Source organism: Sphingomonas sediminicola, assembly GCF_049991885.1.
Classification (GTDB): Bacteria; Pseudomonadota; Alphaproteobacteria; order Sphingomonadales; family Sphingomonadaceae; genus Sphingomicrobium; species Sphingomicrobium sediminicola.
Window position 1 is genome coordinate 760,053 of the sequence record NZ_CP178916.1, and the last position, 24,395, is coordinate 784,447.

Here is a 24,395-nt window from a genome sequence, read left to right on the forward strand (position 1 = left end):
CGTCATCTTATGGATGCTCGGACCAGAAAGAAGGCGCCGCCTCCGGTCGAAGTGCCGCACGCTTTTATTGAAAGCAGTACCAAGCGCGACCGACTGCTGGCTTCAATCGCCCTTATCGCGGGCTTGGGCATTCTGCTTGGGGTGCCGTTCGCGCTCAGGGCGGGAGCCGAGTTCTTCCTGCCGGTAACTGCCGCGCTGGTCGTCGCGATCACCCTCGTGCCGATGCTGGAGTGGCTGGAGCGTCGAGGGGTGCCCTCGCGTCTCGCTGCCGGGCTTTGCATCATCTTCTTTATTCTGCTGGCTGCTTTCGCACTCGGCTCGATTGTCCTTCCGGCGATCGATTGGGTTGCGCTGATTCCCGAGCGCATTCCGAAGGCGAAAGCAGCGCTCGGCCCGGTTCTCGACCTCTACAAGTCGTTCGACAAGTTCGTGGAGCGGATCTTCTCGCAAATCACGATCTCGCCTGAGCAGGGCCGGACAGTGCGGATCGAAACTCCAAACTCCCTTTCGGGGCTGCTGGCTACGTCCGCGCCGCACCTCCTCATCCAGCTGTTCTTCTCGCTGCTGGTGATCTTCTTCTTCCTCGCCGGCTGGACGTCCATGCGCAAGCGCACGATCGTCAGCCGAGGCAGCTTCGAGGGGGCGCTTACAACTGCTCGCGTGATCCAACAGGTCGTGGACGCAACGTCGATCTACATCGGCACCATCACGCTCATCAATGTCACGCTGGGGGCTCTCACTGCCCTCGTGCTGTGGCAGCTTGGAATGGATTCGCCGATCATGTGGGGCGGCATCGTCGCGGTGCTGAACTTCATTCCCTATCTGGGTCCGATCGGATCGGCGCTGCTGCTCTTCTTCGGCGGGCTGATGACCTTCCCGGATGTCTGGTCGGCCTTGCTTCCGCCCCTCGTCTTTGTCGGGCTTCATCTGGTTGAAGCCAACCTGATTACGCCGATGATTGTCGGCAAGCGCCTGACGATCAGCCCGCTCGCGATCCTGGTCTCGCTGAGTTTCTGGTCATGGGTCTGGGGGACGACCGGAGCGCTTCTGGCCGTTCCGCTGTTGATCATCATGAAGACGATTTTCTCCGCGGCGGGTACCCCCGACATCGCCGGTTTCCTCTTCGAGCACGGCACGTTGACCCACGCCGGCGAGGAAGACGCGGAAAAAGACGCTGGCGATGTTGACACCCCGCGGGCTGCCACCTAGTTCGCCGCCACGCCAAAAACGCGGGTGTAGCTCAGTTGGTTAGAGCGCCGGCCTGTCACGCCGGAGGTCGCGGGTTCGAGCCCCGTCACTCGCGCCATTCCTGGAATTCGCAGTGGGCCTGGAAAGGCCGCTTATTCGGGTGAGCCACTCGCAGTGCCGGTGGCTGAAGGCGATTGCGTGGCCGCCTTGCCGAAAGGCTTTTCGTCAGCCGCAGCCATGCCGCCATTCAGAGACCAGCGGAGGTTATCCGACGCCTTCACCTGCTCGACATAGTCGGTGTGCTTTGCTTCGTCGGCCGCCTTGCGCGCCGTCATGTTGAAGCGAATCGCGACGCGCTTGTCACCACGCATTGAGGGAGCGAGCGCCTGGGCGCCAGGGATCTCAGCCACCGCTTCCGCGACCTCTGAGGACTGCCCTCGTGTCGCGATGTCGCGCTGTTCGGCGAGCAATGCCGCCGCACGCAGAGCGTCGACGTTCGCTTCACGGTGCGAATAGTCTTGCGAGAAAGCCGTCGAACGTCCCCAGTCGCCTGCCCAGCGATAGAAGATATGCGCGCCGATGACGGCATTCTTGGTGAGGGTCGACGCCCAATAGGGAACGACATAGTCGGCGTGATAGTGGGTCGCGTTCCCGACCGGCTTGTAGACGTAGCCGGCAAGCGCGGCTTCGGCGACCGACTTTGCGCGGCGCCAGGCGTCGAGAGCCGGACCGCGAGAGAGCGAACCGTCGCAGGTGAAGGTGAACTGGCAACCCGTCGCGCGCGTCGAGCCTTCGTAGACAACGCCGCAGACGCTTGCGGGGAAGGCGGGGTGGCGGACGCGGTTCAGAACGACCTGCGCGACTGCACGCTGTCCGTCTGTGCTTTCCTGGCCCGCTTCGTAATAGACGGCGCTGGTAAGGCATTCGAGTGCACGCGAGCGCGTCGCCGCATCGACCTTGCCAAGCGAAAAGGGCCTGGCAGCAGGGTTTGGACCCGTATCGAGTGCAATGCCCTGGTTGATCGCCAGTGCCTGGTCGACGGGAAGCTGACGAATGAGCATCGGCGGGGGCGCAGGTGGCGCTTCAGCAACCTTATTCGACCCAACGCCTGACAGACTCGGCGTCGAATCGGCCGATCCCGCGAGCGCCACAATTCCGGCGAGCGCAACGACTCCCGCCAGGAGTACTTCCTGCGGGCGCTCGCGCCAAAAACGGGCGGCGTTCAAGGCGATGGTCTGAGTCACGGGACGCGGTGATATAGTGAAATAATACGCTCGCTTCAATCGCGGACGTTAGGCCCTTGTCGCCAGTGTCCCGTTTGGGACCATCTCAGCAACGGTTTCAACGGCGCGATCCAAGCTATTCCTACAATTAGATAAAACAGAGCCTGAACGAGAACCGGCCATTGCCCGACCATCCTCGAGAAGCTCGCGACGATTACCGCCCAAAGCACGATCAGAAGCAGGATCGCCGCGATTCCGGCGCCACGTCTCCAACTCGGCTGCATCAGGAGAATTCCTCAACGCCGTCGGGGCTGGCGAAGCCGTGTAGCGGGATGTCCCACGGATCGGTTGGGATGATCGTATCCAGACGTTGCATCGACCAGCCCACACCGATCAGCTTGGCGCCGGTCTTCTTCAGGCGTCCAAGAGCGCGGTCGTAGTGACCCTTGCCCCGGCCGAGGCGCGTTCCCTTCGCATCAACGGCAATCAGCGGCACGAAAATGAGATCTGGCTCCACGACGGGTGCGCGACGCTTCGGTTGGAGGAACCCAAACGGACCTGGTTCCGCTGGATCGCCGGCAAGGAAGCGAAACGGCTTTGCTGGATCTGAGAAGGCGGGGAAGGCGACGATTCGGCCCACTGCTCGCGCTTCCTCCATCGCCAGCATCGGGCTGATTTCGCTGCCCATCGGGGCATAGCCGGCGACGACAGACGAATGCGCACAGAGTGAAGTCAGATGTTCCGCCAGCTTCCGCTCAAGAATGGCCTTGTGACCATCGTCCAAGGTGCTGGCGAACGCCTTCCGCGCGTCCAGCGCCGTGCGGCGCAGGGAATCCTTGGAAAGGTCAAAGGGAAGTGACGGGCCCACCATGGCCGTTTGCCGGAAATCCTCTGACGCCACAAACGTCAGGTGGGCGCCATATGCGTCGGACCAGGGTCCGGGCAGGGACAGCTCCCATTTGGATCGATAAGCCTCAGGGATATTCAAAGGCTCGTACCGGGCAGTACCCGTCAGAACCAATCTAGGCGGTGACGGCCTCCGCCTCAAGTGCCGCAGCGAGCGATTCGAGCCGATCGGCGATCTTCTCGGCCCGCTCGGCCAGAGCGGGATCGGGAAGAACTGGCACCGGAGTGCGTCCGTCGTCGACCAACTGATCGGCGAGCAGCAGCGAAGCGAACAACAACTGGCGGGCTTCGGAGAGAGTCCCAAGCCCGGATAACGCCTCCCGGCTCTTCGCATCGACCAGCGATGCAGCCTTGCGCAGAGAATCCTCTTCGCCGTCGCGGCAGGCGACCTTGTAAGCGCGCCCAGCAATGAAGACGTCGATCTCGGACATCAGGCGTTCTCCGCCGCTCGGATGAGCTGGTCGAGCTCGGCGACGGCTTCCCGAACACGGGCGCGAAGCTCGTCGTCGCGTCCCTCGAGCCGCTTCGGTTGCGAAATTGTGCGCTCGATGCGCAGGATAGCGCGCTCGGCTCTGTCCAGCGCGGAAGTCAGACGCCCCTCATCCATATAATTTTAGCTAAGCACAAAGCGCGTTCCCGGCAAGACGCGAGTGCTTGCCGCGGGGCTCAAGGTTGACGGTTCACCGCTCACCCGCCAAGGGCCACCGCAATCCGGCCCGCCGAATCTCGCGTGCAGGCCGACCCCGTAGATGGAGCGCGACTTGCAGCCGACTCAACGCCGACTTGCCAATGCCATTCGAGCCTTGGCGATGGATGCGGTCGAAGCTGCTAACAGCGGTCACCCAGGAATGCCGATGGGCATGGCCGATGCGGCGACCGCGCTCTTCACACGCCATCTGAAATTCGACCCCACCGATCCACATTGGCCGGACCGGGACCGCTTCATTTTGTCGGCCGGCCACGGATCGATGCTGATCTACGCTCTGCTCTATCTGACGGGCTACGCGCGGCCGACGATCGAGGACATCGAGCACTTTCGCCAGCTGCACAGCCCGACGGCCGGGCACCCGGAGAATTTCGAGCTCCCCGGCGTCGAGGTCACGACCGGTCCTCTGGGGCAAGGCGTCGCGATGGCCGTCGGCACCGCAATCGCCGAGCGCCACCTCAACGCGGTGTACGGCGACGACCTCGTCGATCACTGGACCTACGTGATCGCGGGCGACGGCTGCCTGATGGAAGGCATCAACCACGAGGCGGTGGGCCTTGCGGGTCACTTGAAGCTCGGGCGGCTGATCGTTCTTTGGGATGACAATGAAATTACCATCGACGGCTCGACCGATCTGTCGCGGAACGAGGACGTGGTTGCTCGCCATCAGGCCAGTGGCTGGCACACGACTGAGTGCGACGGTCTCGATGCCGACGACGTTTCGCGCGCCATTGAAGAGGCGAAAGCCGACCCGCGCCCGTCGCTGATCCGCTGCAAGACGATCATCGGCTACGGCGCTCCGCACAAGCAGGGCACGGCGGCGACGCACGGCTCGGCACTCGGCAAAGAGGAAGTCGCCGCAGCGCGCATCGAACTCGACTGGGACCTGCCTGCCTTCGAGATTCCCGAAGACGTGCTCAGCGCGTGGCGTGAGGCTGGAAGCAGAGGCGCATCGGCCCGCGCCGAATGGAGAAAGCGTCTCGACGCCAACAGTAACAAGGGCGAGTTCACCAGCCGGGTCGCCAACGAGGCCGACGACAGCTGGCTGAAGCCCTACGTCGATGGCCTGATTGCAAACCGGCCGACGGTTGCCACTCGCAAGGCTTCGGAAATGGCGCTCGAAGCGATCAATCCGGTGGTGCAGGCAACCATCGGCGGCTCAGCCGACCTCACTGGCTCCAACAACACGAAAACCAAGGCGCTTCAGCCGCTTACGGCTGACAACTACGGCGGCCGCTACATCTATTACGGCATCCGCGAGTTTGGCATGGCCGCGGCGATGAACGGCATGGCGCTGCACGGCGGCGTGATCCCGTACGGTGGCACGTTCCTCGTCTTCACCGACTATGCCCGACCGGCGATCCGCCTGTCGGCGCTGCAGCAGGCCAAGGTTATCTACGTGATGACCCACGATTCCATCGGCCTTGGCGAGGACGGTCCGACCCACCAGCCGGTTGAGCATCTGCAGAGCCTCCGAGCGATGCCGGGTCTCAATGTCTATCGCCCTGCAGACGCGGTCGAGACAGCCGAATGCTGGGCTTTGGCTCTGGCGAGCAAGGAGCCGAGCGTTCTCGCGCTGACCCGCCAGAACCTCCGCCCGGTCCGCACCGAAGCCGTCGACGGCAACCTTTGCGCTCGCGGCGCCTACCGCCTCAAGGCGGCTGGAAACGCCCGCAAGGTCATCATCATCGCCACCGGTTCGGAGGTCGAGATCGCTCTCGACGCCGCCGAACGCCTTGAAGGGCAGGGCATCGGCACCGATGTGGTCTCCATGCCGTCCACCGAGCTTTTCGACGAGCAGTCCGCCGATTATCGCGAAGACATCCTGCCAGACGTCAGCAATCGCGAGATCCTCCGGGTGTCGATCGAGGCCGGCACCACCTTCGGCTGGGAGCGCTACACCGGGCTCCACGGCCTTCGGATCGGCATCGACCGCTTCGGCGTCTCGGCTCCGGCCAAGGACGCATACGAATTCTTCGGGCTCACCCCTGACGCAGTTGCCGAGCGCGTACTCGGCCACATGAAACAGAGAGGCATTCAATGACCAAAGTTGCAATCAACGGCTTCGGACGCATCGGCCGGCTGGTAGCGCGCGCGATCCTCGAGCGGCCCGATAGCGGCCTCGAGCTGGTCGCGATCAACGACCTCGCCGACGCGAAGGCCAATGCCTGGCTGTTCAAGCGCGATAGCGTGCACGGCGTCTTCCCAGGTGAAGTGACGACCGACGGCAATGACATCATCGTCAACGGCAAGCGCATCCACGTCACAGCGGAGCGCGACCCGGCTAATCTCCCGCATGCAGCCAACGGCGTCGACATCGCGCTGGAGTGCACGGGCTTCTTCACGGACCGTGCAGGCGGCGAGAAGCACCTCGCGGCAGGCGCCAAGCGCGTCCTCATCTCGGCCCCAGCCAAGGGTGCCGACCTGACCGTCGTCTACGGCGTCAACGACGACAAGCTGACCGCCGAGCACAAGATCGTCTCAAACGCGTCCTGCACGACCAATTGCCTAGCGCCGGTCGCCAAGGTGCTGAACGACACGATCGGCATTGAGCGCGGCCTGATGACGACGATCCACGCCTACACCAACGACCAGAAGATCCTCGACCAGATCCACTCCGATCCCCGCCGCGCCCGTGCTGCGGCGATGTCGATCATCCCGACGACCACCGGCGCTGCCCGCGCGGTGGGCGAGGTGCTTCCGGAACTCAAGGGCAAACTCGACGGCTCCGCGGTCCGCGTGCCAGTTCCGAACGTAAGCCTCGTCGATCTGACCTTCACGCCGAAGCGCGACACGACGCTCGAAGAGGTCAACGGTGCGCTGAAGGCTGCGAGCGAAAGCGGCCGCCTCAAGGGCATCCTCGCCTACACCGACGAGCCCTTGGTTTCGATCGACCTCAACCATAATTCGGCGAGCTCGACCGTCGACAGCCTCGAAACGGCCGTGCTCGAAGGCAAGCTCGTCCGCGTCGTCAGTTGGTACGACAATGAATGGGGCTTCTCGAACCGTATGGTCGACACCGCTGCAGCGATGGCCAAGCTCGGCTGAGATGGGCCAGATCGCCGGCATCGCACGCCATAGCGAGCGGCGAGGGCCGATCGAGCAGCTGACCAGCGTCCGGGTCAGCCCGGAGTTCGGCGTCGAAGGCGATCGCAACGGCGGAAAGCAGCGCCGGCAGGTGTCGCTGCTCGAAGCCGAGGATTGGGCTCAAGCGATGCGAGAGGTCGGCGGCAGTCTTCCGTGGTGGGAGCGGCGAGCAAATCTCCTTGTCGAAGGATTTGATCTGCCTCAGCGCGAGGGCGTTCGCCTGCGGATAGGCGATGACGTGGTTCTCGAGGTCAGAGTCGAGATTGATCCCTGCGACCGGATGGAGGAATTGCATCCGGGACTGAGACAGGCGCTTACCGTCGACTGGCGGGGCGGTGCCGGAGCCCAAGTGATAAGCGGCGGGACCGTATCCGTCGGCGACGAGATCAGGATCGAGGACGCGTGACTTTCAAGACTCTCGACGATCTGCCGGAGGATCTGAACGGCAAGCGGGTGCTCGTTCGCGTCGACCTCAACGTACCGATGCAGGATGGCTCGGTCAGTGACGACACGCGGCTTCGCGCCGCCGTTCCGACGATTGCAGAGCTTTCCGACCGCGGAGCGATCGTCCTGCTGCTTTCGCACTTTGGGCGGCCCAAGGGCCAAGTGCGGCCCGATATGTCGACGGCGCTTCTCGTGAAGCCGCTGGCTGCGCTGACAGGGCGGTCGGTCCGCTTCATTGAAGATTGCCAGGGTCCCGAGGCCGAGCGGGCGATCGGCACGATGCTGCCGGGTAACGTTGGCATCCTCGAGAACACGCGATTCCACACGGGCGAAGAGAAGAATGATTCCGAGTTGGCCAAGGCTATGGCGGCGCTCGGCGACTACTATGTCAACGACGCCTTCTCGGCGGCGCACCGCGCCCATGCCTCGACGGAAGGAATTGCGCATTTGCTCCCGAGCTTTGCCGGGCGGGCGATGGAGACCGAGCTCAAGGCTCTGGAGCGAGCGCTCGGCAATCCGGAGCGTCCTGTTGCGGCGGTTGTCGGCGGCGCGAAGGTTTCCACCAAGCTTGCCGTGCTCGGCCATCTAGTCGGGAAGGTCGATCACCTGATCATTGGCGGCGGAATGGCGAACACCTTCCTTGCCGCGCGCGGCGTCGACGTGGGCAAATCGCTTTGCGAGCACGAGCTGACTGGCGAGGCCAATTCGATCTTCGATCGCGCGGATGAGGCGGGATGCACGATCCACCTCCCCTACGACGTGGTCGTCGCAAAGGAGTTCGCGCCAAATCCGGCAAGCATGCGCACCGTGAACGTGCACGAGGTTCAGTCGGATGAGATGATCCTCGACGTTGGACCTGCCGCGATCGAAGCGCTGGCCGACGTGCTCAAAACCTGCCGCACGCTTGTCTGGAATGGGCCTCTCGGAGCTTTCGAGACGCCTCCCTTCGATGCTGCGACCGTTGCGCTTGCCAAGACTGCTGCGGCGCTGACAAAGGAGGGCAGCCTGGTTTCGGTCGCTGGCGGCGGAGATACGGTGGCGGCCCTAAATCACGCAGGCGTCGCACGTGACTTCACGTTCGTCTCGACTGCAGGCGGAGCATTCCTTGAGTGGATGGAAGGGCGTACTCTGCCGGGCGTTGCCGCGCTCGAGCAGTAGGCGGACCAATGACCGCTCGCGTCCTTCATTTCTTTCCTACGCCAGTCATCATTGATGAGTTGGAGGGCGCGGAAGACCTCAATCGCGAACTTGAGCCCGCGATAGTCGATCAGCGTCAAAGAGATTCTGGCCTAAAGCTCTCCAATCGGGGCGGGTGGCAGTCCAAGCGGGATTTTCCGCAATGGGGAGGCGACGCCGGCAAGCGTATCATCGAGCATGCCGTCCGCCTTGCGACCGAAAATACCGGTCACGCTCCCAATCGTCCGCCACCCAACTGGTCAGTCGACGTCTGGGCGAACATCAATGAGAGCGGCGGCTTCAACATGCCGCATATCCACGGCGGTACATACTGGTCGGCGGTTTATTATGTCCGGGCAGGCGAGGGGGAGGGCGGTCAGCTCGTGCTCCACGACCCGCGCATGCCCGCCCTGCGCATGCATGCCCCGGGCTTGCGCTTCAAGGACGCTGGACCGGACGTGCGGACCACGATCGAACCGAAGAGCGGCTTGATGGTTCTTTTCCCCGCATGGCTGTTGCACAGCGTCGAGCCGTGGCAAGGGGACGGTCACCGGATTTCCGTTGCAATGAACATTCGTGCGTCGATGGCGCGGCGCTAGCTGAAGGATAAGGACGACGATTATGCCGAACCAGGAAATGCTGACGAAGGTGAAGAGCGCGAACGGGTTCATCGCGGCGCTGGACCAGAGCGGCGGATCCACGCCGGGCGCGCTCAAGGGCTACGGCTACAAGGGCGACGAATGGTCGTCGGACGACGAAATGTACGACCTCGTCCACAAGATGCGCGTTCGGATCATCTCCTCGCCGGTGTTCAACGGTGACAAGGTTCTCGGCGCGATCCTGTTCGAGCGGACGATGGACGGTGATGCCAATGGCAAGCCGGTACCGGAATATCTGTGGAGCAAAGGCGTCGTCCCGTTCCTGAAGATCGACAAGGGCCTCGCCGACGAAGCCAACGGCGTGCAGCTGATGAAGCCAAATCCGGATCTCGGTTCCCTGTTGGAACACGCTGTCCGGAAGGGGATCTTCGGGACCAAGGAGCGCTCGGTCATTCATCTCGCCAATGCGGCGGGCATCGCCGACGTTGTGGCCCAGCAATTCGAAGTCGGTGCCCAAGTGTTGAGCCACGGGCTGGTCCCCATCATCGAGCCGGAAGTGAACATCAAGAGCGCGGAGCGCGCCGCGGCGGACGAGTTGTTGCGTGACGAAATTCTGCGCCACCTCGATCGCCTTCCTGAGGGCAGCGAAGTCATGTTGAAGCTGTCGATTCCAGCCAATCCCGGCACCTTCGATGCGCTGGTCAGACACCCGCGGGTCCTTCGCGTCGTGGCTCTTTCTGGCGGCTTCTCGCGCACCGACGCTTGCCGTGAGCTTGCAAAGAACCCCGGCATGATCGCCAGCTTCTCGCGCGCCTTGCTCGAAGATCTTCGACACGACACGAGCGAGGCCGATTTCGACCGCGATCTGGGTGAGGCGATCGACGAGATCTATGAGGCTTCGACCGAGAAGGTCGCCGCATAGCATTGGACGACGAGTTCGACCCGGCCGAGTTTCAACCGCCGAGGCGGACTGAACCTTGCCGTCTCTATCTCATCTCGCCGCAGAACGTTGGGGACGACTTTCCTGAACGACTGAAAGCGGTTGTTGCCGACGAAGTGGTCGCGGCGTTCCAGCTGCGCGTGAAAGATGTGCCCGAGCATCAGCTCGCGCGTCTCGCCGAGCCGCTTCAGCGCATCTGTTCCGATGCCGGGGCGGCGTTCATCGTCAACGACAGCGTGTCGCTGGCGAAGCGATTGGGCGCGGATGGCGTCCACCTCGGACAGCAGGATGGCGACGTCCGGGAGGCGAGGGCTATCCTTGGTCCTCAGGCGCAGATCGGCGTCACGTGTCACGATAGCCGTCACCTCGCGATGGACGCCGGCGAGGCCGGCGCCGACTATGTCGCGTTCGGCGCTTTCTATCCGACGATTACCAAGCCTTCGTCCTACCGGCCTGATCCCTCGATCCTGAGTTGGTGGTCGTCGATCTTCGAAATTCCTTGCGTCGCGATCGGCGGCATTACTCCGCAGAACGCCAAGGTCCTGGTGGATGCAGGGGCAGACTTCCTTGCCGTATGCCAGGCAATCTGGTCGGCTTCCGAACCTACGAAGGTGGTTTGCGAATTCAGTGACTTGCTGAAGATTCCCACGAAGAATTAGTTAGCTTGTCGCTTGTTGGAAATGGCTGCTTTTCGCCATTCTTGGCGAAAACTGTGGCGCAAATGCATCACTCCGAATCCTAATCAAGCCGGCCCGCCATTCTCACGAAACCTTCGCAGGCATGGCCAGTTGGGGGCGCGACAAACAAGCAAGGGAAGACTCCATGTACAAATATCTCCTGGCCGCCGTCGCGGTTGCTGCGGTGGCGTCTCCAGCCGCCGCCCGCGATGGTTCCGGCTATGTCGGAGTCGAAGGCGGCATCATGTTCCCGAAGGATCAGGATGCCGATCTCTTCGTCGACTATACGACCACCCAGACGCCGGCGACGCCGGTCGTCGTCGGTCCCGCCGACACGACGTTCAGCAACACGTTCGGCATCGACTACAAGAAGGGCTACGACGTCGACGCCATCGCCGGCTACGACTTCGGAATGTTCCGGGTAGAAGGCGAACTTGGTTACAAGCGCGCCAAGCTCAACGACCTGGAAATCGACTCCACCGACCTCGCCGCGATCAATACGGCACTGAACCGTCCTGACCGCGACGTGGCTCCGGATCCGGTCGATCCGCTGCCGGCCTTGGTTGCTACCGACGTCGACCTTGGCGGTCACGTCAGCGTCCTATCGGGAATGATCAATGCGCTGCTGGACTTCGGCAACGAAGACGGCCTGTCCTTCTACGGCGGTGGTGGTTTCGGTCGTGCTCGCGTCAAGTCGCTCGGTCAGAGCGACAGCGCATGGGCATGGCAGGGCATTGCCGGTGTCCGTTACGCGCTCAGCCGCAACATCGATTTCGGCCTGAAGTATCGTTACTTCTCGACCGGCAAGCTCGACATGTCGGACGACACGGGCTTCGCTCTTTCGGGCAACCCGGAGACGGTTCTCCCCGTGGGCGCCACGGCTCCTGTGGTCGTGACGACGAACGCGACCGCGTTCACCAACTTCGAACAGAAGTTCCGTTCGCACAGTCTCATGGCCAGCCTGATCTTCAACTTCGGTGGTGCAGAAGCGGCTCCGCCGCCTCCGCCTCCGCCGCCCCCGCCGCCTCCGGCTCCGCCGCCTCCGGCGACGCAGACCTGCCCGGACGGCACGGTGATCCTGGCGACCGAGGCCTGCCCGGCCCCGCCGCCTCCGCCTCCGCCTCCGCCGCCGGCGCCAGAGCGCGGATAAGCGACTTCAAGTTGCGTGTGATCCCGGGCGAAGCGCGTGCTTCGCCCGGGATTTTCTTTGGGAAACTGTTCGGCGCTGCATCGTTCGTGATCGGACAGATTCGAATTGGAGAGTTGCGTGCGCCATCAACGCCTGTTCAGCACAGCGGCCGCCGTCGCGTTCATCGCCGGAGCCGCCATTGCCCAATCGACAACGGCCGGCAACGAGGCCGTCACAGTGGGACCCGCGGCCGGAACTCCGGGGTCAAAGGTCGATCAAGACCTCCTTCAGGCTCAGGTACTGCTGGACCAGGCCGGCTTCTCGCCCGGGCCCATCGACGGGCGCGCGGGTTCCTCTCAATCAAAAGCGATCCGGGGCTTCCAGCAGGCGAACGGTCTTACTGTCACAGGCAAGCTGGACGATCAGACCAGGCAGGCGCTCAATCCCGACAGCCGGCCCGCGACGCTCGAGGTGAAGCTGGCACCGGAGGACGTCGGTGGGCCGTTCACCTTTCCAATGCCGAAAAAGCCTGAAGACCAGGAGAAGCTCGACTTCCTCGGCTATCGGAACATGCTGGAGAAGCTTGCTGAGCGCTATCACACGACACCCGAGACGATCGTTGCGCTGAATGGGGCCGACAAGCGGATTGGCGTTGGGCAGACGCTAACACTCCCCAACGTGGCTCCGTCGTCGCGAGACTATTCGGGCGCGATCGACAAGCAGGAACCGTTGCTCGCCGCGCTGAACGTCGACGGCAACCAGCCCAAAGGCGATTATGTCGTCGTCGACAAGAGCGAGGGGACGCTCAAGGTCTATCAAGGCGATCTTCCGAAGGGATCGTCGAAGCCGTCGGGCAAGCTGGTCGCTCAATTTCCGGTCACGACCGGATCGGGTCACGATCCGTTGCCCTTGGGGAACTGGAAGGTGCCGACCTTCTCGTTCCTGCCGCCCTTCAACTATCAGCCGGACCTGTTCTGGGATGTCTCCGACGATAAGGCCGAACATAAGCTTCCGCCGGGTCCGAACGGCTTGGTCGGAGTCGCCTGGCTCGACCTCACGAAGGAGCATTACGGCATTCATGGGACACCCGAGCCGCAGTTGATAGGCAAGACTCAAAGCCATGGTTGCCTGCGCATGACGAACTGGGACGTGATGCGCCTCTCGAGAATGATGAAGCCGGGCTTCCAGGCCAAGTTCGTCGCATAGGAGGAACAATGGGGAAGGCGTTTACGGTTTCATCGACCGCCGTGGTCACCGCAACCCTGACCAGCGCCTTCTGGATATTCGCCTACAACACCGGCGCCTTGCCGACCGCCGCGGCTCGCAAGGTGCATGCCGCCGGAGATGTCGAAGTCATCGATCCGGCATCAGGCCCGCCAGTCGCCATTGCGGAAGGCGTTGAGGTCGGCCCCGCCGGTCTGGCGATCCCCGTGCAGGGGATCCAGGCAAAGCAGTTGACCGACACCTTCACCCAGGCCCGGGCAGGCGGTGCCAGGATTCATGATGCGATCGACATCATGGCTGCGGAGGGCACGCCGGTGCTCGCGGCGACCAACGGAACGGTGGAGAAGCTGTTCTTTTCGCCGGGTGGTGGTGGAATCACGGCTTACGTCCGGTCACCCGATCAGCATTGGACCTACTATTACGCGCACCTGCAGGGTTACGCGCCGGGCCTCACGGAAGGGCAGCAGGTGAAGCGGGGGCAATTCATCGGCCGCGTTGGCCACACCGGCAACGCCAGCGCCGAAGGTCCGCACCTCCATTTCGCGATCAACCAGATGAAGCCCGGCGAGAAATGGTGGCAGGGCACGCCGATCAATCCCTACCCCCTTCTTGCCGGAAAAATGACCAGCGGCTAAGGCCGCCGCCAATCGCGGTTCAACCCGCGGCGGCTCTTTCATCAGTCTTAGCAGGTAGGCGATCATGAAGATCAGCGGCGTGGACATCCGTCCGGGCAACATCATCGAGTACGAAGGCGGCATCTGGCGCGCCGTGAAGATCCAGCACACGCAGCCCGGCAAGGGCGGCGCCTACATGCAGGTCGAGATGAAGAACCTCATCGACGGCCGCAAGACCAACGTCCGCTTCCGCTCCGCCGAGACCGTTGAGCGCGTCCGCCTCGACACCAAGGACTTCCAGTTCCTCTACCACGACGGCGACATGCTCGTGTTCATGGACAAGGAGAATTACGAGCAGGTCTCGCTCGCCGAGGACCTGATCGGCGATCCGGCGGCCTTCCTCCAGGACGGCATGGACGTGGTGATGGAGCTCTACAACGAGCGTCCAATCAGCGTTCAGCTTCCGGACCAGATCGAAGCGACGATCGTCGAGGCCGACGCGGTGGTGAAAGGGCAGACGGCCTCGTCCAGCTACAAGCCGGCAGTTCTCGACAATGGCGTCCGCGTGATGGTCCCCCCGCATATCGCGAGCGGAACCCGTATCGTCGTCGATACGTACAGCCGCGAATATGTTCGCCGTGCCGACTAAGTAGACGATCATTGGTATCCCATTCCGGCCTGATCACCGTCATGCAGCGAGCCGCTCACAAGGCGGCACCGCGCCTTCGGCGCGACTTCGGCGAGGTTGAGCAGCTCCAGGTCAGCCGAAAGGGGCCCGCCGATTTCGTTTCGATGGCCGACAAGCGCGCTGAGCAGACAATTGTCGAGGAGCTGCGTAATGCGCGACCCGACTGGGGGTTGCTCCTCGAGGAAGGCGGCGAGGTGGAGGGAAATCCTTCCAAGCCGCGCTGGATCGTTGATCCGCTCGATGGAACCACCAACTTCCTTCACGGCATCCCGCATTTCTCCATCTCGATTGCCGTTGAGGAGAAAAGACCCGACGGTCGTCCGGAGATTACGCACGGTCTGGTCTACCAGCCGCTTACGGACGAGGGTTTCTGGGCCGAAAAAGGCAGGGGAGCCTGGCTTCAGGATCGCCGTCTCCGCGCTTCGTCTCGCCGCGACCTGGCCGATTGCGTGGTTGGAACTGGCATTCCTCACTGTGGTCGAGGTGTCCCGGCTGAATGGTCGAAGATTTACGGCGCTGTCGCCCCGCACGTTTCGGGCGTCCGGCGGTTCGGTTCGGCCGCGCTCGACCTGGCCTGGGTCGCGGCGGGGCGGATGGACGGTTTCTGGGAAGACGATCTGGATCGGTGGGATACCGCCGCGGGTGTCCTGCTGGTCCGCGAGGCTGGCGGCTTCGTGAGCGATTATCGGGGCTCGGACCGCATCTTTGAACGTCGTGAATATATCGCCGCGTCCGGCGCCATCCACAGCCGCCTGCAGAAGCTGATTGCCGGTGCTTTGCGCTAGCAAAATTGGCCATTTTCGTGAGGGCGGGCGGGTTGCCCCTCGCAACCTGCTGGCCTAAAGCCCCGCCAAGTTTTCGAACCCCGGAGATTTGCTTGTCCAGCGTAGCCGCCGGATATCTACCGATCCTGCTCTTCCTCGGCATCGCGCTCGCGCTGTCGAGCGCTTTCGTCGTGCTTCCGATGATCGTGTCGCGCTTGACCGGTGCCCACCGCCCGGATCCCGCGAAGCTGGCCGAATATGAGTGCGGCTTTCCGGCGTTCGAGGATGCCCGTGCCCAGTTCGACGTCCGCTTCTACCTCGTCGCGATCCTGTTCATCGTGTTCGACCTCGAAGCGGCCTTTCTCTTCCCTTGGGCGGTCAGCCTGGACTTCACCAGGCTGTCTGGCTGGATCGCTATGATGATCTTCCTCGCGGAGCTTGGCCTTGGCCTTGCCTATGCGTGGAAGAAGGGGGCCCTCGAATGGGAGTGATGCTCGATCCCCGACACGATCGCATGCCGACCGAGGAGGAGCTTGCGCGTCTCGCGGGCCTCGTTCCCGGCGACATCGACCGCGCGAAGCTCGAAGAGTTGCGCCAGAGCCTGGACGAAAAAGGCTTCCTGGTCACCACGACCGAGGATTTGTTCACCTGGGCGCGCACCGGTTCACTGTGGTGGATGACCTTCGGCCTCGCCTGCTGCGCGGTCGAGATGATCCATGTGAACATGCCACGCTATGACCTTGAAAGGTTTGGCGTCGCTCCGCGCGCGAGCCCGCGCCAGTCGGACGTGATGATCGTTGCCGGGACGCTCTGCAACAAGATGGCTCCGGCGCTCCGGCGGGTTTACGACCAGATGTCGGAGCCGCGTTACGTGATTTCGATGGGCAGCTGCGCCAATGGCGGCGGCTATTACCACTACAGCTACTCGGTGGTTCGCGGCTGCGACCGCATCGTTCCGGTCGACATTTACGTTCCCGGCTGCCCGCCGACCGCGGAAGCTTTGCTCTACGGAATCCTCCAGCTCCAGCGGAAGATCCGCCGCGAGGGGACGATCGCACGCTGATGGCCGTCAAACTCGCACTGCACGTCCCCAAGACCGCATCGGACGAGGGGGTCATCGACGCCGCCAAGAAGGCTCTCGGCGACAAGATTATCGACGTGAAGGATCATGTCGGCGAAATCACACTGACGGTTCGCCGCGACAGTGTCGTCGATGCGCTGCGCACTCTGCGCGACACGCCTGGTCTCGAATATCAGCAGCTAATGGAGATCGCCGGAGCCGACTATCCCGAGCGCCCCGAGCGCTTCGAGGTGAACTACCAGCTCCTGTCGCTGACAAAGAACCGCCGCCTTCGCGTGAAGGTGCTGACCGACGAAACTTCTCCGGTGCCGACTGCGACGGTTGTCTGGCCGGTCGCCAATTGGCTCGAACGCGAAGTGTTCGACATGTACGGCGTGCTCTTCGAGGGGCATCCCGACCTGCGACGGATCCTGACCGACTACGGGTTCGAGGGATACCCGAACCGCAAGGACTTCCCGCTGACCGGCCATGTCGAGCTTCGTTATTCCGAGGTCGAGAAGCGCGTCGTCTACGAACCTGTCCAGCTTCCACAGGATTTCCGAACGTTCGACTTCCTGATGCCGTGGGAAGGCCCGGAGTACAGGCTTCCAGGCGATGAAAAAGCGACCGCCGAGGCGGCCGGAGCGCCTTCACCCGCGCCCGCGCCGAACGCGCCGGCGGCCGTGAACCCGAAGACTCCTGTCGCAACGCCGAAGACGACCGAAAAGCCTGCCGACACGGGTGCCGGCGCTCCGGCGAATGCGGAGGCAAAGAAGCAGGCCCGTAAGCCGGCTACCGCAAAGGCGAAGTCGGAAGTGAGCAAGGCCAGCAAGACCGCCGCTCCGAAGCCGCAGAGCACCGGCCGCCGTAGGCCCGGGGGTGCTGCATGACCGACACCCGTTCGCGCACGGTCGAGGTAAACGTCGGCGCCGGCACGGCTGGCGACGACACCGTCAGCAATTACACGATCAACTTCGGCCCGCAGCACCCTGCGGCGCACGGCGTCCTTCGAATGATCATGGAGCTCGACGGCGAGATCGTCGAGCGCGTCGATCCGCACATCGGCCTGCTCCACCGCGGGACCGAGAAGCTAATCGAGTACAAGACCTACCAGCAGGCGCTGCCCTACTTCGACCGGCTCGATTACTGCTCGCCGATGTGCATGGAGCACAGCTTCGTGCTGGCAATCGAGAAGTTGATGGGCCTCGAGGTGCCGCTCCGCGCCCAGTACATTCGCGTGCTGATGGCGGAGCTGACCCGCATCTCCAATCACATGCTGAACCTCGGCAGCCACATCATGGACGTCGGCGCGATGACTCCGAACCTGTGGCTGTTCGAGGTCCGCGAGGACACGCTCCAGTTCTACGAGCGGGCGTCCGGCGCGCGCATGCACGCCAATTACTTCCGCGCGGGCGGCGTTCGCTACGACTTGCCGGAGAAGATGCTCGTTGACCTTGGCGACTGGCTCGATAACCGGCTTCACCTGTTCGAGGACGCGATCAGCCTTGTCGCTGACAATCGAATCTTCAAGCAGCGCAATGTCGATATCGGCGTCGTCAGCAAGGAAGACGCGATCGCCTGGGGCTTCTCGGGCCCGATGATCCGCGCTGCCGGCATTCCGTGGGATATCCGCCGTTCGCAGCCTTACGAAGTCTACGACCGGATGGACTTCGACATTCCGGTCGGCACCAACAGCGACTGCTACGACCGCTTCATGGTCCGCGTGGAGGAAGTGCGGCAGTCGGCGAAGATCATGCGCCAGTGCCTCAAAGAGATGCCGAAGGGGCCAGTCGGATCGGAAGACCGGAAGGTGTTCCCGCCGAGCCGTTCCGAGATGAAGACTTCGATGGAGGCCCTCATCCACCACTTCAAGCTCTACACCGAGGGCTATCACGTGCCCGAGGGCGAAGTGTATGTCGCGACGGAGAGCCCGAAGGGCGAGTTCGGCGTCTACCTCGTCGCCGATGGGACGAACCGTCCGTACCGCTGCAAGATACGCCCAACGGCGTTCAGCCACCTCCAAGCCATGGACTTTATGATGAAGGGCCACATGCTGGCGGATGTGACGGCCGTGTTGTCCGCAATCGACGTGGTTTTTGGGGAGTGCGACCGCTGATGGCCGGCCAAGCTGGAATCATCGACGATCCGGAAGTCCGGGCGCGCTGGGGAGATTTCCAGTGGACGCCGGAGAATGCGCGCAAGGCGAAGGAGATCGTCGCGCGTTATCCGGAAGGGCGCCAGATGTCGGCGTCGATCCCGTTTCTCGACCTCGCCCAGCGGCAGGTCGGAGCGGAGACGAGCACGCAGGGGTGGCTGCCGCTGCCCGTCATGGAATTCGTCGCTCGCGAACTCGACATGGCGCCGATCCACGTCCTCGAGGTCGCGACCTTTTACACCATGTTCAACCTGCAGCCGGTTGGCCGCTTCCATGTGCAGGTTTGCGGGACGACGCCGTGCATGCTGCGCGGCTCGGACGACGTGCTGCGTGCCTGTGAGCTTCGCGGCATGCGCAAGGGCCATACGACGGAGGATGGGTTGTTCACGCTGACCGAGGTCGAATGCCTTGGCGCCTGCGCAAACGCGCCGATGGTCCAGATCAACGACGACAATTACGAAGACCTGACCGAGGAGAGCATGGGCGCGATCCTCGATGCGCTGGCTCGCGGCGAGACGCCGAAGCCCGGGCCGCAGGTCGACCGGCAAACGAGCTGCCCCGAGGGAGGTCCGACCAGCCTCAAGAAAATGGCCGAGCGTAACTACGATTATCGCAGCCAGTGGAACGCCGGTTCGGCCGGGGAGGGCGCGCAATGAAAGGCGTCCTGAAGATCGTCCTTGCGATCATCATCATCGTCGTGGCGTGGAAGATCCTGAAGGGCCTGATCGGCCTCGCGATCGGCGTCGCGCTCGCGGGCCTCGTCGTCTACGGCGGAATGAAGCTGCTGGAGGGGCCGCGCAATGGGTAGCGTCACCCCGATCTCCGACAAGGACCGAATCTTCACCAACGTCTACGGCTTCCAGGAGCCGTGGCTGAAAGCGGCGCGTGCCCGGGGCGACTGGGACGGTACAGCCACACTGATGAAGCGCGGCCAGGACAGGATTATCGAGGAGATCAAGGACTCCGGGCTTCGTGGTCGCGGAGGCGCTGGCTTCCCGACCGGCATGAAGTGGAGCTTCATGCCCAAGGAGCCGAAGCCGGGTAAGCCGAACTTCCTGGTCATCAACGCCGACGAGTCCGAGCCCGGTTCGTGCAAGGACCGCGAGATCATCCGCCACGATCCGCACAAGCTGATCGAGGGTGCGCTGATCGCCGGCTTCGCGATGCGGGCGCGGGCAGGCTACATCTACATTCGTGGCGAATTCATTCGTGAAACTGAGGTTTTACGAAAAGCAGTTGCGGAAGCGTATGAAGCCGGGTTGCTGGGCAAGAATGCCGCCGGCTCAGGCTATGACTTCGACCTTTTCGTCCACCGCGGCGCGGGTGCCTACATCTGCGGCGAAGAGACGGCGATGCTCGAAAGCCTCGAGGGCAAGCAGGGCAAGCCGCGCTTGAAGCCGCCGTTCCCGGCAGGTGCGGGCCTCTACGGCTGCCCGACCACCGTCAACAATGTCGAGAGCATCGCGGTCGTCCCGACGATCCTGCGGCGCGGCGCTACCTGGTTCGCGGGCTTCGGCAATCCGAAGAACGAAGGCACCAAGCTGTTCCAGATCAGCGGCCACGTGAACAAGCCGTGCGTGGTCGAGGAGACCATGTCGATCTCGTTCCGTGAGCTGATCGACCTGCATGCAGGCGGAATTCGCGGTGGATGGGACAACCTGCTGGCGGTAATCCCCGGCGGCTCATCGGTTCCGCTGGTTCCGGCGGCTGAGATCATGGATGCGCCGATGGACTTCGACGGGCTGAAAGCGCTCGGTTCCGGCCTCGGCACCGCGGCGGTCATCGTCATGGACAAGTCGACCGACATCGTTCGCGCGATCAGCCGCATCTCCTATTTCTACAAGCACGAGAGCTGCGGCCAGTGCACACCATGCCGCGAAGGCACCGGCTGGATGTGGCGCATGATGGAGCGCCTCCGCGAAGGCGACGCTGACGTGGCGAGCATCGACAAGCTCTACGACGTCACCAAGCAGGTCGAGGGCCACACAATCTGCGCGCTCGGCGACGCCGCCGCCTGGCCGATCCAGGGGCTGATCCGCCATTTCCGCCCGGAACTGGAGCGCCGCATCGCCGAACACACCGGCCGTGGAATGCTGGAGGCAGCCGAATGAGCACGACGACGATCATCCTCATTGTCGCTGTGGTTGCAGTCATTGCGCTTCTCGTGGCGCGAGGCGGTGGACCGCGCATCACGACGATTGAACGGCGGCGCGAAACTGAAGACCGAAAGAACGGCGACGATGCCTAAAGTTACCGTCGACGGGGTTGAGATCGAGGTCCCGCAGGGCGCGACCGTCCTGCAGGCCTGTGAGCTCGCCGGCAAGGAGATCCCGCGCTTCTGCTATCACGAGCGGCTGTCGATCGCCGGCAACTGCCGCATGTGCCTGGTCGAAGTCGCGCCCGGACCGCCCAAGCCGCAGGCGAGCTGCGCGCTTCCGGCCGCCGATGGCCAGACGATCCGAACCGACACACCGATGGTGAAGAAGGCCCGCGAAGGGGTGATGGAGTTCCTGCTCATCAATCACCCACTCGACTGCCCGATCTGCGACCAGGGCGGCGAGTGCGACCTTCAGGACCAGGCGATGGCCTATGGCCGCCCGTTCTCGCGCTTCGACGAGAATAAGCGCGCCATTGACGACAAATACATGGGCCCGGTCATCAAGACCGCGATGACGCGCTGCATCCAGTGCACGCGGTGCATCCGCTTTTCGGAAGAAGTCGCGGGCGTTCCCGAACTCGGGATGCTTTATCGGGGCGAGGACAGCCAGATCACGTCCTACCTCGAGAAGGCCGTGACTACCGAAATGGCCGGCAACCTGGCCGATGTTTGCCCGGTTGGGGCGCTGCTTCAGAAGCCCCAGGCGTTCGAAAGCCGTCCGTGGGAGCTTCGCCGCGTTCCCGGCATCGACGTCATGGACGCGGTGGGATCCAACATCCGGTTCGATGTCCGCCAGCGGCAGGTCATGCGCATACTTCCGCGCGTCAATGACGACGTGAACGAGGAGTGGATCAGCGACAAGACGCGGCACCACGTCGATGCGCTGGTACGCAATCGCCTTGACCGTCCGTGGGTTCGTGAGAAGGGCAAGCTTCGCGAGGCAAGCTGGAGCGAGGCGCTCGACCTGTTCGCCAAGCGTCTGAAGAAGGCCGGTGCGAATGTCGCTGCCATTGCCGGCGACCTCCTTGACGCCGAGACAATGTACGCCGCGAAGAAGCTGCTGGAGGCGCAGGGCTCGTCGCTGCTCGAGGGCCGCCAGACCGGGCTGACCTACGACGTGTCGAGCCTTGCCGCGATCAACTTCAATTCGACCATCGCCGGCATCGAGGATGCGGACGTCGTCCTCCTCGTTGGATCGAACACGCGCTGGGAGGCTCCGCTGGTCAACACGCGGCTTCGCAAGGCTCAGCGCAAGGGAGCCAAGATCTTCGGTCTCGGACCTGAAGTCGACCTCGGCATGAAGGTCGCGTGGATCGGAAACGACCTGAAGCTGCTTGGGAAGCTTCCCAAGGAAGTAGCTGATGCGTTCGCCAAGGCCGAGCGTCCGGCCGTCATCGTCGGCGCGGGCGCTCTTGCAGCCAACGCGCTCGGCGCGGCGCTTGGCCTGGGGAAATCGCTCAAGCTCGTCCGCGACGGCTGGAACGGTTTCAACGTCCTTCACACAAGCGCATCGCGCATGGCCGGCCTGATCCTTGGCTACGCGCAGAAGGGCGGCATCGCCGATATCGATAAGGCGAAACCGGAAGTCGTGCTGCTCCTGGGCGCGGACGAAGTCGATCCGGCACGCTTCGCGGGAAGCTTCAAGGTGTACATCGGCCACCACGGCGACAATGGCGCCCGGCAGGCCGATCTGGTGCTCCCCGGCGCAGCTTATGCCGAGAAGCACGGCACCTACGTTAACACCGAGGGGCGGGTTCAGCGCAGCGAGCGCGCAACGTTTGCTCCGGGCGAGGCTCGCGAGGACTGGACGATTTTCCGCGCCGTGTCCGATCTGTTCGGCTCGCCCTTGCCGTTCGACCGTTTCGACCAGCTTCGCGCGAAGATGGTCGCGGAGTATCCGCAGCTCGGTCGCGACGGCCTGATCGCGTTCGATTGGTCGCCGCCGAAGCCCGACGCGAAGGCTGAGGGTGCGGTCGTCTATCCGATTCGCGACTTTTATCTGACCAACGCGATCACCCGCTCCAGCCCGACCATGCATGTCTGTTCGGAAGAACTCGTACAGGGCCGCCGCGTGCAGGAGGCTGCCGAGTGACGGCCTGGTTCCAATCCTGGGGCATGACCTACGAATGGTCGTGGTTCATCGCCACGATCATCGGCATCCTCGTCATCGCGCTTCCGCTGATGTTGGCGGTGGCGATGATCATCTATGCCGACCGCAAGATCTGGGCGGCGATTGCCCTTCGCCGTGGCCCGAACGTGGTTGGGCCGTGGGGCCTGCTGCAGAGCTTCGCTGACGGCCTCAAGGTCTTCCTCAAGGAAACGATCATTCCGTCGGGCGCCAATCGCGGCCTGTTCCTGATCGCGCCGATTATCACCTTCACGGTGGCGCTGATCGTCTGGGCGGTGATCCCGTTCGCTCCGGGCGTCGTCCTCGCGAATATCAACGTGGGGCTGCTCTACGTCCTCGCTGCAAGCTCGCTCGGCGTTTACGGCGTGATCGTCGCGGGTTGGGCTTCGAACTCCAAATATCCCTTCTTCTCGGCGCTCCGCGCGGCCGCGCAGATGGTGAGCTACGAGGTCTCGATCGGCTTCGTGCTGATCTGTGTCGTGCTCTATTCGAACACGTTCAACCTGAGCGGGATCGTGCTTGCCCAGCAGGGCCACAAGCTTTTCGGCCTGCTGAACGGCTACGGCTTCAACCCTCTGCTTTTCCCGATGGCGGTTGTGTTCCTGATCAGCTCGATGGCCGAGACCTTCCGCACGCCGTTCGACCTGGTCGAGGCGGAGAGCGAGCTGGTTGCCGGACACCAGACCGAATATAGCTCGATGGCCTTCGCGCTCTTTTGGCTTGGCGAGTACGGCAACGTCATCCTGATGTGCGCACTCAACGCCATCCTGTTCTGGGGTGGCTGGCTGCCGCCGGTGAACTGGAAACCGCTCTACGGCTTCTTCTTCACGCCGGAGCTGACCGGTCTGTTCTGGTTGTTCCTGAAGATGAGCTTCTTCTTCTTCGTCTTCAGCTGGGTGAAGGCGACGGTGCCGAGGTACCGTTACGACCAGCTCATGCGGCTCGGGTGGAAGATATTCCTGCCGCTCAGCATCCTTTTCGTCGTCATCATCTCTGGATGGCTCATGTTCTCCCGCTACGGAGGCGCGGCATGATTTCGCGCACCATCAAGGCATTCACCCTCTGGGAGTTCGTGAAAGCGCACTGGCTGACCTTGAAGTACTTCTTCAAGCCCAAGGCGACCATCAACTACCCCTACGAGAAGGCGCCGCAGTCTCCACGTTTCCGCGGCGAACATGCTCTGCGCCGCTACCCGAACGGGGAAGAGCGATGCATCGCCTGCAAGCTGTGCGAAGCGGTGTGCCCGGCACTAGCGATCACCATCGAGGCAGAACCGCGCGAGGACGGCAGCCGCCGGACCACACGTTACGACATCGACATGGTGAAGTGCATCTATTGCGGGCTGTGCGCGGAGGCTTGCCCGGTGGATGCGATCGTCGAGGGACCGAACCTCGAATTCGCGACCGAGACGCGCGAGGAATTGCTTTACGACAAGGCGAAACTGCTCGCCAATGGCGACCGGTGGGAGAGGGCGATTGCTGCCAATCTTGCCGCCGATGCCCCCTACCGATAAGCGCGCCGCAACAGGG

The 24,395-nt window shown here is 63.2% G+C and carries 29 protein-coding genes and 1 tRNA gene; 25 read left to right on the forward strand and 5 right to left on the reverse strand.

Translation table 11 applies throughout. The features are described 5' to 3' along the window. Positions 1-9: 9 nt before the first annotated feature. Both ACMC5O_RS04020 and ACMC5O_RS04025 read left to right on the forward strand, forming a co-directional pair. Positions 10-1,209 carry an AI-2E family transporter gene (locus ACMC5O_RS04020; protein WP_426693300.1) on the forward strand — a complete coding sequence of 400 codons (1,200 nt, stop codon included), beginning with the start codon at positions 10-12 and terminating at the stop codon, positions 1,207-1,209. 20 nt (positions 1,210-1,229) lie between these two features. Continuing rightward, positions 1,230-1,306 (forward strand) — tRNA-Asp (locus tag ACMC5O_RS04025). Positions 1,307-1,340: 34 nt separating this feature from the next. Here the strand turns inward: ACMC5O_RS04025 and ACMC5O_RS04030 are convergent. From ACMC5O_RS04030 to ACMC5O_RS04050, 5 genes are read right to left on the reverse strand one after another with little or no spacing between them, the layout of a single operon-like run. Further along, entirely contained in the window at positions 1,341-2,432 is a 1,092-nt protein-coding gene (locus tag ACMC5O_RS04030; RefSeq protein ID WP_246443969.1) for a cell wall hydrolase, read from the reverse strand. A gap of 35 nt (positions 2,433-2,467) precedes the next feature. Further along, positions 2,468-2,695 (reverse strand): DUF2842 domain-containing protein, encoded by a 228-nt coding sequence (locus ACMC5O_RS04035; RefSeq protein ID WP_187707625.1) that lies wholly within the window; start codon positions 2,693-2,695, stop codon positions 2,468-2,470. Next, positions 2,695-3,432 (reverse strand): 5-formyltetrahydrofolate cyclo-ligase, encoded by a 738-nt coding sequence (locus tag ACMC5O_RS04040; RefSeq protein ID WP_426693301.1) that lies wholly within the window; start codon positions 3,430-3,432, stop codon positions 2,695-2,697. The genes ACMC5O_RS04035 and ACMC5O_RS04040 overlap by 1 nt, the downstream gene beginning before the upstream one ends. 1 nt (position 3,433) lies before the next feature. Next, positions 3,434-3,748: a cell division protein ZapA gene (locus ACMC5O_RS04045; RefSeq protein WP_187707623.1), complete on the reverse strand. Its 315-nt coding sequence runs from the start codon at positions 3,746-3,748 to the stop codon at positions 3,434-3,436. Then, the gene (locus tag ACMC5O_RS04050; RefSeq protein ID WP_426693302.1) at positions 3,748-3,924 is read right to left on the reverse strand and encodes a hypothetical protein; all 177 of its coding nucleotides are present in this window, start codon (positions 3,922-3,924) and stop codon (positions 3,748-3,750) included. Before ACMC5O_RS04050 ends, ACMC5O_RS04045 begins: the two co-directional genes overlap by 1 nt. A gap of 154 nt (positions 3,925-4,078) precedes the next feature. Between ACMC5O_RS04050 and tkt the strand changes: the two genes are divergently transcribed. The 23 genes from tkt (at position 4,079) to nuoI (ending at position 24,379) form a co-directional block, all read left to right on the forward strand. After that, the gene (gene tkt / locus ACMC5O_RS04055) at positions 4,079-6,067 is read left to right on the forward strand and encodes a transketolase (protein ID WP_426693303.1); all 1,989 of its coding nucleotides are present in this window, start codon (positions 4,079-4,081) and stop codon (positions 6,065-6,067) included. Continuing rightward, the gene (gene gap, locus ACMC5O_RS04060) at positions 6,064-7,071 is read left to right on the forward strand and encodes a type I glyceraldehyde-3-phosphate dehydrogenase (RefSeq protein ID WP_426693304.1); all 1,008 of its coding nucleotides are present in this window, start codon (positions 6,064-6,066) and stop codon (positions 7,069-7,071) included. Before tkt ends, gap begins: the two co-directional genes overlap by 4 nt. Before the next feature lies 1 nt (position 7,072). Further along, positions 7,073-7,516 carry an MOSC domain-containing protein gene (locus tag ACMC5O_RS04065; RefSeq protein WP_187707621.1) on the forward strand — a complete coding sequence of 148 codons (444 nt, stop codon included), beginning with the start codon at positions 7,073-7,075 and terminating at the stop codon, positions 7,514-7,516. Continuing rightward, a complete protein-coding gene (locus ACMC5O_RS04070; protein ID WP_187707620.1) occupies positions 7,513-8,712 on the forward strand; it encodes a phosphoglycerate kinase in 1,200 nt (399 codons plus the stop codon). The genes ACMC5O_RS04065 and ACMC5O_RS04070 overlap by 4 nt, the downstream gene beginning before the upstream one ends. An 8-nt stretch (positions 8,713-8,720) precedes the next feature. Then, complete coding sequence (locus ACMC5O_RS04075; protein WP_426693305.1) at positions 8,721-9,329, forward strand: TIGR02466 family protein; 609 nt, start codon at positions 8,721-8,723, stop codon at positions 9,327-9,329. 22 nt (positions 9,330-9,351) lie between these two features. Continuing rightward, a complete protein-coding gene (locus ACMC5O_RS04080; RefSeq protein WP_187707617.1) occupies positions 9,352-10,251 on the forward strand; it encodes a fructose bisphosphate aldolase in 900 nt (299 codons plus the stop codon). Positions 10,252-10,253: 2 nt separating this feature from the next. After that, positions 10,254-10,928: a thiamine phosphate synthase gene (gene thiE / locus ACMC5O_RS04085; RefSeq protein WP_343070156.1), complete on the forward strand. Its 675-nt coding sequence runs from the start codon at positions 10,254-10,256 to the stop codon at positions 10,926-10,928. Positions 10,929-11,091: 163 nt separating this feature from the next. After that, on the forward strand, positions 11,092-12,096 hold the full coding sequence (locus tag ACMC5O_RS04090; RefSeq protein WP_426693306.1) for an outer membrane protein: 1,005 nt from the start codon (positions 11,092-11,094) through the stop codon (positions 12,094-12,096). A 117-nt stretch (positions 12,097-12,213) separates the two neighbouring features. After that, positions 12,214-13,281: a L,D-transpeptidase family protein gene (locus ACMC5O_RS04095; RefSeq protein ID WP_187707615.1), complete on the forward strand. Its 1,068-nt coding sequence runs from the start codon at positions 12,214-12,216 to the stop codon at positions 13,279-13,281. An 8-nt stretch (positions 13,282-13,289) separates the two neighbouring features. Further along, positions 13,290-13,934, forward strand: coding sequence for a M23 family metallopeptidase (locus ACMC5O_RS04100; protein WP_426693307.1), 645 nt, complete (start codon positions 13,290-13,292; stop codon positions 13,932-13,934). Between the two features lie 64 nt (positions 13,935-13,998). Next, the gene (gene efp, locus ACMC5O_RS04105; protein WP_187707614.1) at positions 13,999-14,562 is read left to right on the forward strand and encodes an elongation factor P; all 564 of its coding nucleotides are present in this window, start codon (positions 13,999-14,001) and stop codon (positions 14,560-14,562) included. Positions 14,563-14,573: 11 nt separating this feature from the next. Then, a complete protein-coding gene (locus ACMC5O_RS04110) occupies positions 14,574-15,386 on the forward strand; it encodes an inositol monophosphatase family protein (RefSeq protein ID WP_187707613.1) in 813 nt (270 codons plus the stop codon). Positions 15,387-15,478: 92 nt separating this feature from the next. After that, a complete protein-coding gene (ndhC, locus tag ACMC5O_RS04115) occupies positions 15,479-15,856 on the forward strand; it encodes an NADH-quinone oxidoreductase subunit A (protein WP_426693308.1) in 378 nt (125 codons plus the stop codon). After that, complete coding sequence (locus ACMC5O_RS04120) at positions 15,847-16,428, forward strand: NuoB/complex I 20 kDa subunit family protein (RefSeq protein ID WP_426693309.1); 582 nt, start codon at positions 15,847-15,849, stop codon at positions 16,426-16,428. The genes ndhC and ACMC5O_RS04120 overlap by 10 nt, the downstream gene beginning before the upstream one ends. Beyond that, complete coding sequence (locus ACMC5O_RS04125; protein ID WP_426693310.1) at positions 16,428-17,315, forward strand: NADH-quinone oxidoreductase subunit C; 888 nt, start codon at positions 16,428-16,430, stop codon at positions 17,313-17,315. The genes ACMC5O_RS04120 and ACMC5O_RS04125 overlap by 1 nt, the downstream gene beginning before the upstream one ends. Further along, positions 17,312-18,541, forward strand: a complete 1,230-nt coding sequence (locus tag ACMC5O_RS04130) for an NADH-quinone oxidoreductase subunit D (RefSeq protein ID WP_187709798.1) — start codon at positions 17,312-17,314, stop codon at positions 18,539-18,541. The genes ACMC5O_RS04125 and ACMC5O_RS04130 overlap by 4 nt, the downstream gene beginning before the upstream one ends. Continuing rightward, on the forward strand, positions 18,541-19,236 hold the full coding sequence (locus ACMC5O_RS04135) for a complex I 24 kDa subunit family protein (protein WP_426693311.1): 696 nt from the start codon (positions 18,541-18,543) through the stop codon (positions 19,234-19,236). Before ACMC5O_RS04130 ends, ACMC5O_RS04135 begins: the two co-directional genes overlap by 1 nt. After that, positions 19,233-19,388, forward strand: a complete 156-nt coding sequence (locus ACMC5O_RS04140; protein WP_187709797.1) for a hypothetical protein — start codon at positions 19,233-19,235, stop codon at positions 19,386-19,388. The genes ACMC5O_RS04135 and ACMC5O_RS04140 overlap by 4 nt, the downstream gene beginning before the upstream one ends. Further along, the gene (gene nuoF, locus ACMC5O_RS04145; protein ID WP_187709796.1) at positions 19,381-20,691 is read left to right on the forward strand and encodes an NADH-quinone oxidoreductase subunit NuoF; all 1,311 of its coding nucleotides are present in this window, start codon (positions 19,381-19,383) and stop codon (positions 20,689-20,691) included. The genes ACMC5O_RS04140 and nuoF overlap by 8 nt, the downstream gene beginning before the upstream one ends. Then, positions 20,688-20,828, forward strand: coding sequence for a hypothetical protein (locus ACMC5O_RS04150; protein WP_187709795.1), 141 nt, complete (start codon positions 20,688-20,690; stop codon positions 20,826-20,828). The genes nuoF and ACMC5O_RS04150 overlap by 4 nt, the downstream gene beginning before the upstream one ends. Continuing rightward, the gene (nuoG, locus tag ACMC5O_RS04155) at positions 20,821-22,830 is read left to right on the forward strand and encodes an NADH-quinone oxidoreductase subunit NuoG (protein ID WP_187709794.1); all 2,010 of its coding nucleotides are present in this window, start codon (positions 20,821-20,823) and stop codon (positions 22,828-22,830) included. Before ACMC5O_RS04150 ends, nuoG begins: the two co-directional genes overlap by 8 nt. Next, positions 22,827-23,900 carry an NADH-quinone oxidoreductase subunit NuoH gene (gene nuoH, locus ACMC5O_RS04160; protein ID WP_187709793.1) on the forward strand — a complete coding sequence of 358 codons (1,074 nt, stop codon included), beginning with the start codon at positions 22,827-22,829 and terminating at the stop codon, positions 23,898-23,900. The genes nuoG and nuoH overlap by 4 nt, the downstream gene beginning before the upstream one ends. Beyond that, complete coding sequence (nuoI, locus tag ACMC5O_RS04165) at positions 23,897-24,379, forward strand: NADH-quinone oxidoreductase subunit NuoI (protein WP_426693312.1); 483 nt, start codon at positions 23,897-23,899, stop codon at positions 24,377-24,379. Before nuoH ends, nuoI begins: the two co-directional genes overlap by 4 nt. The last annotated feature ends 16 nt before the right edge of the window (positions 24,380-24,395 follow it).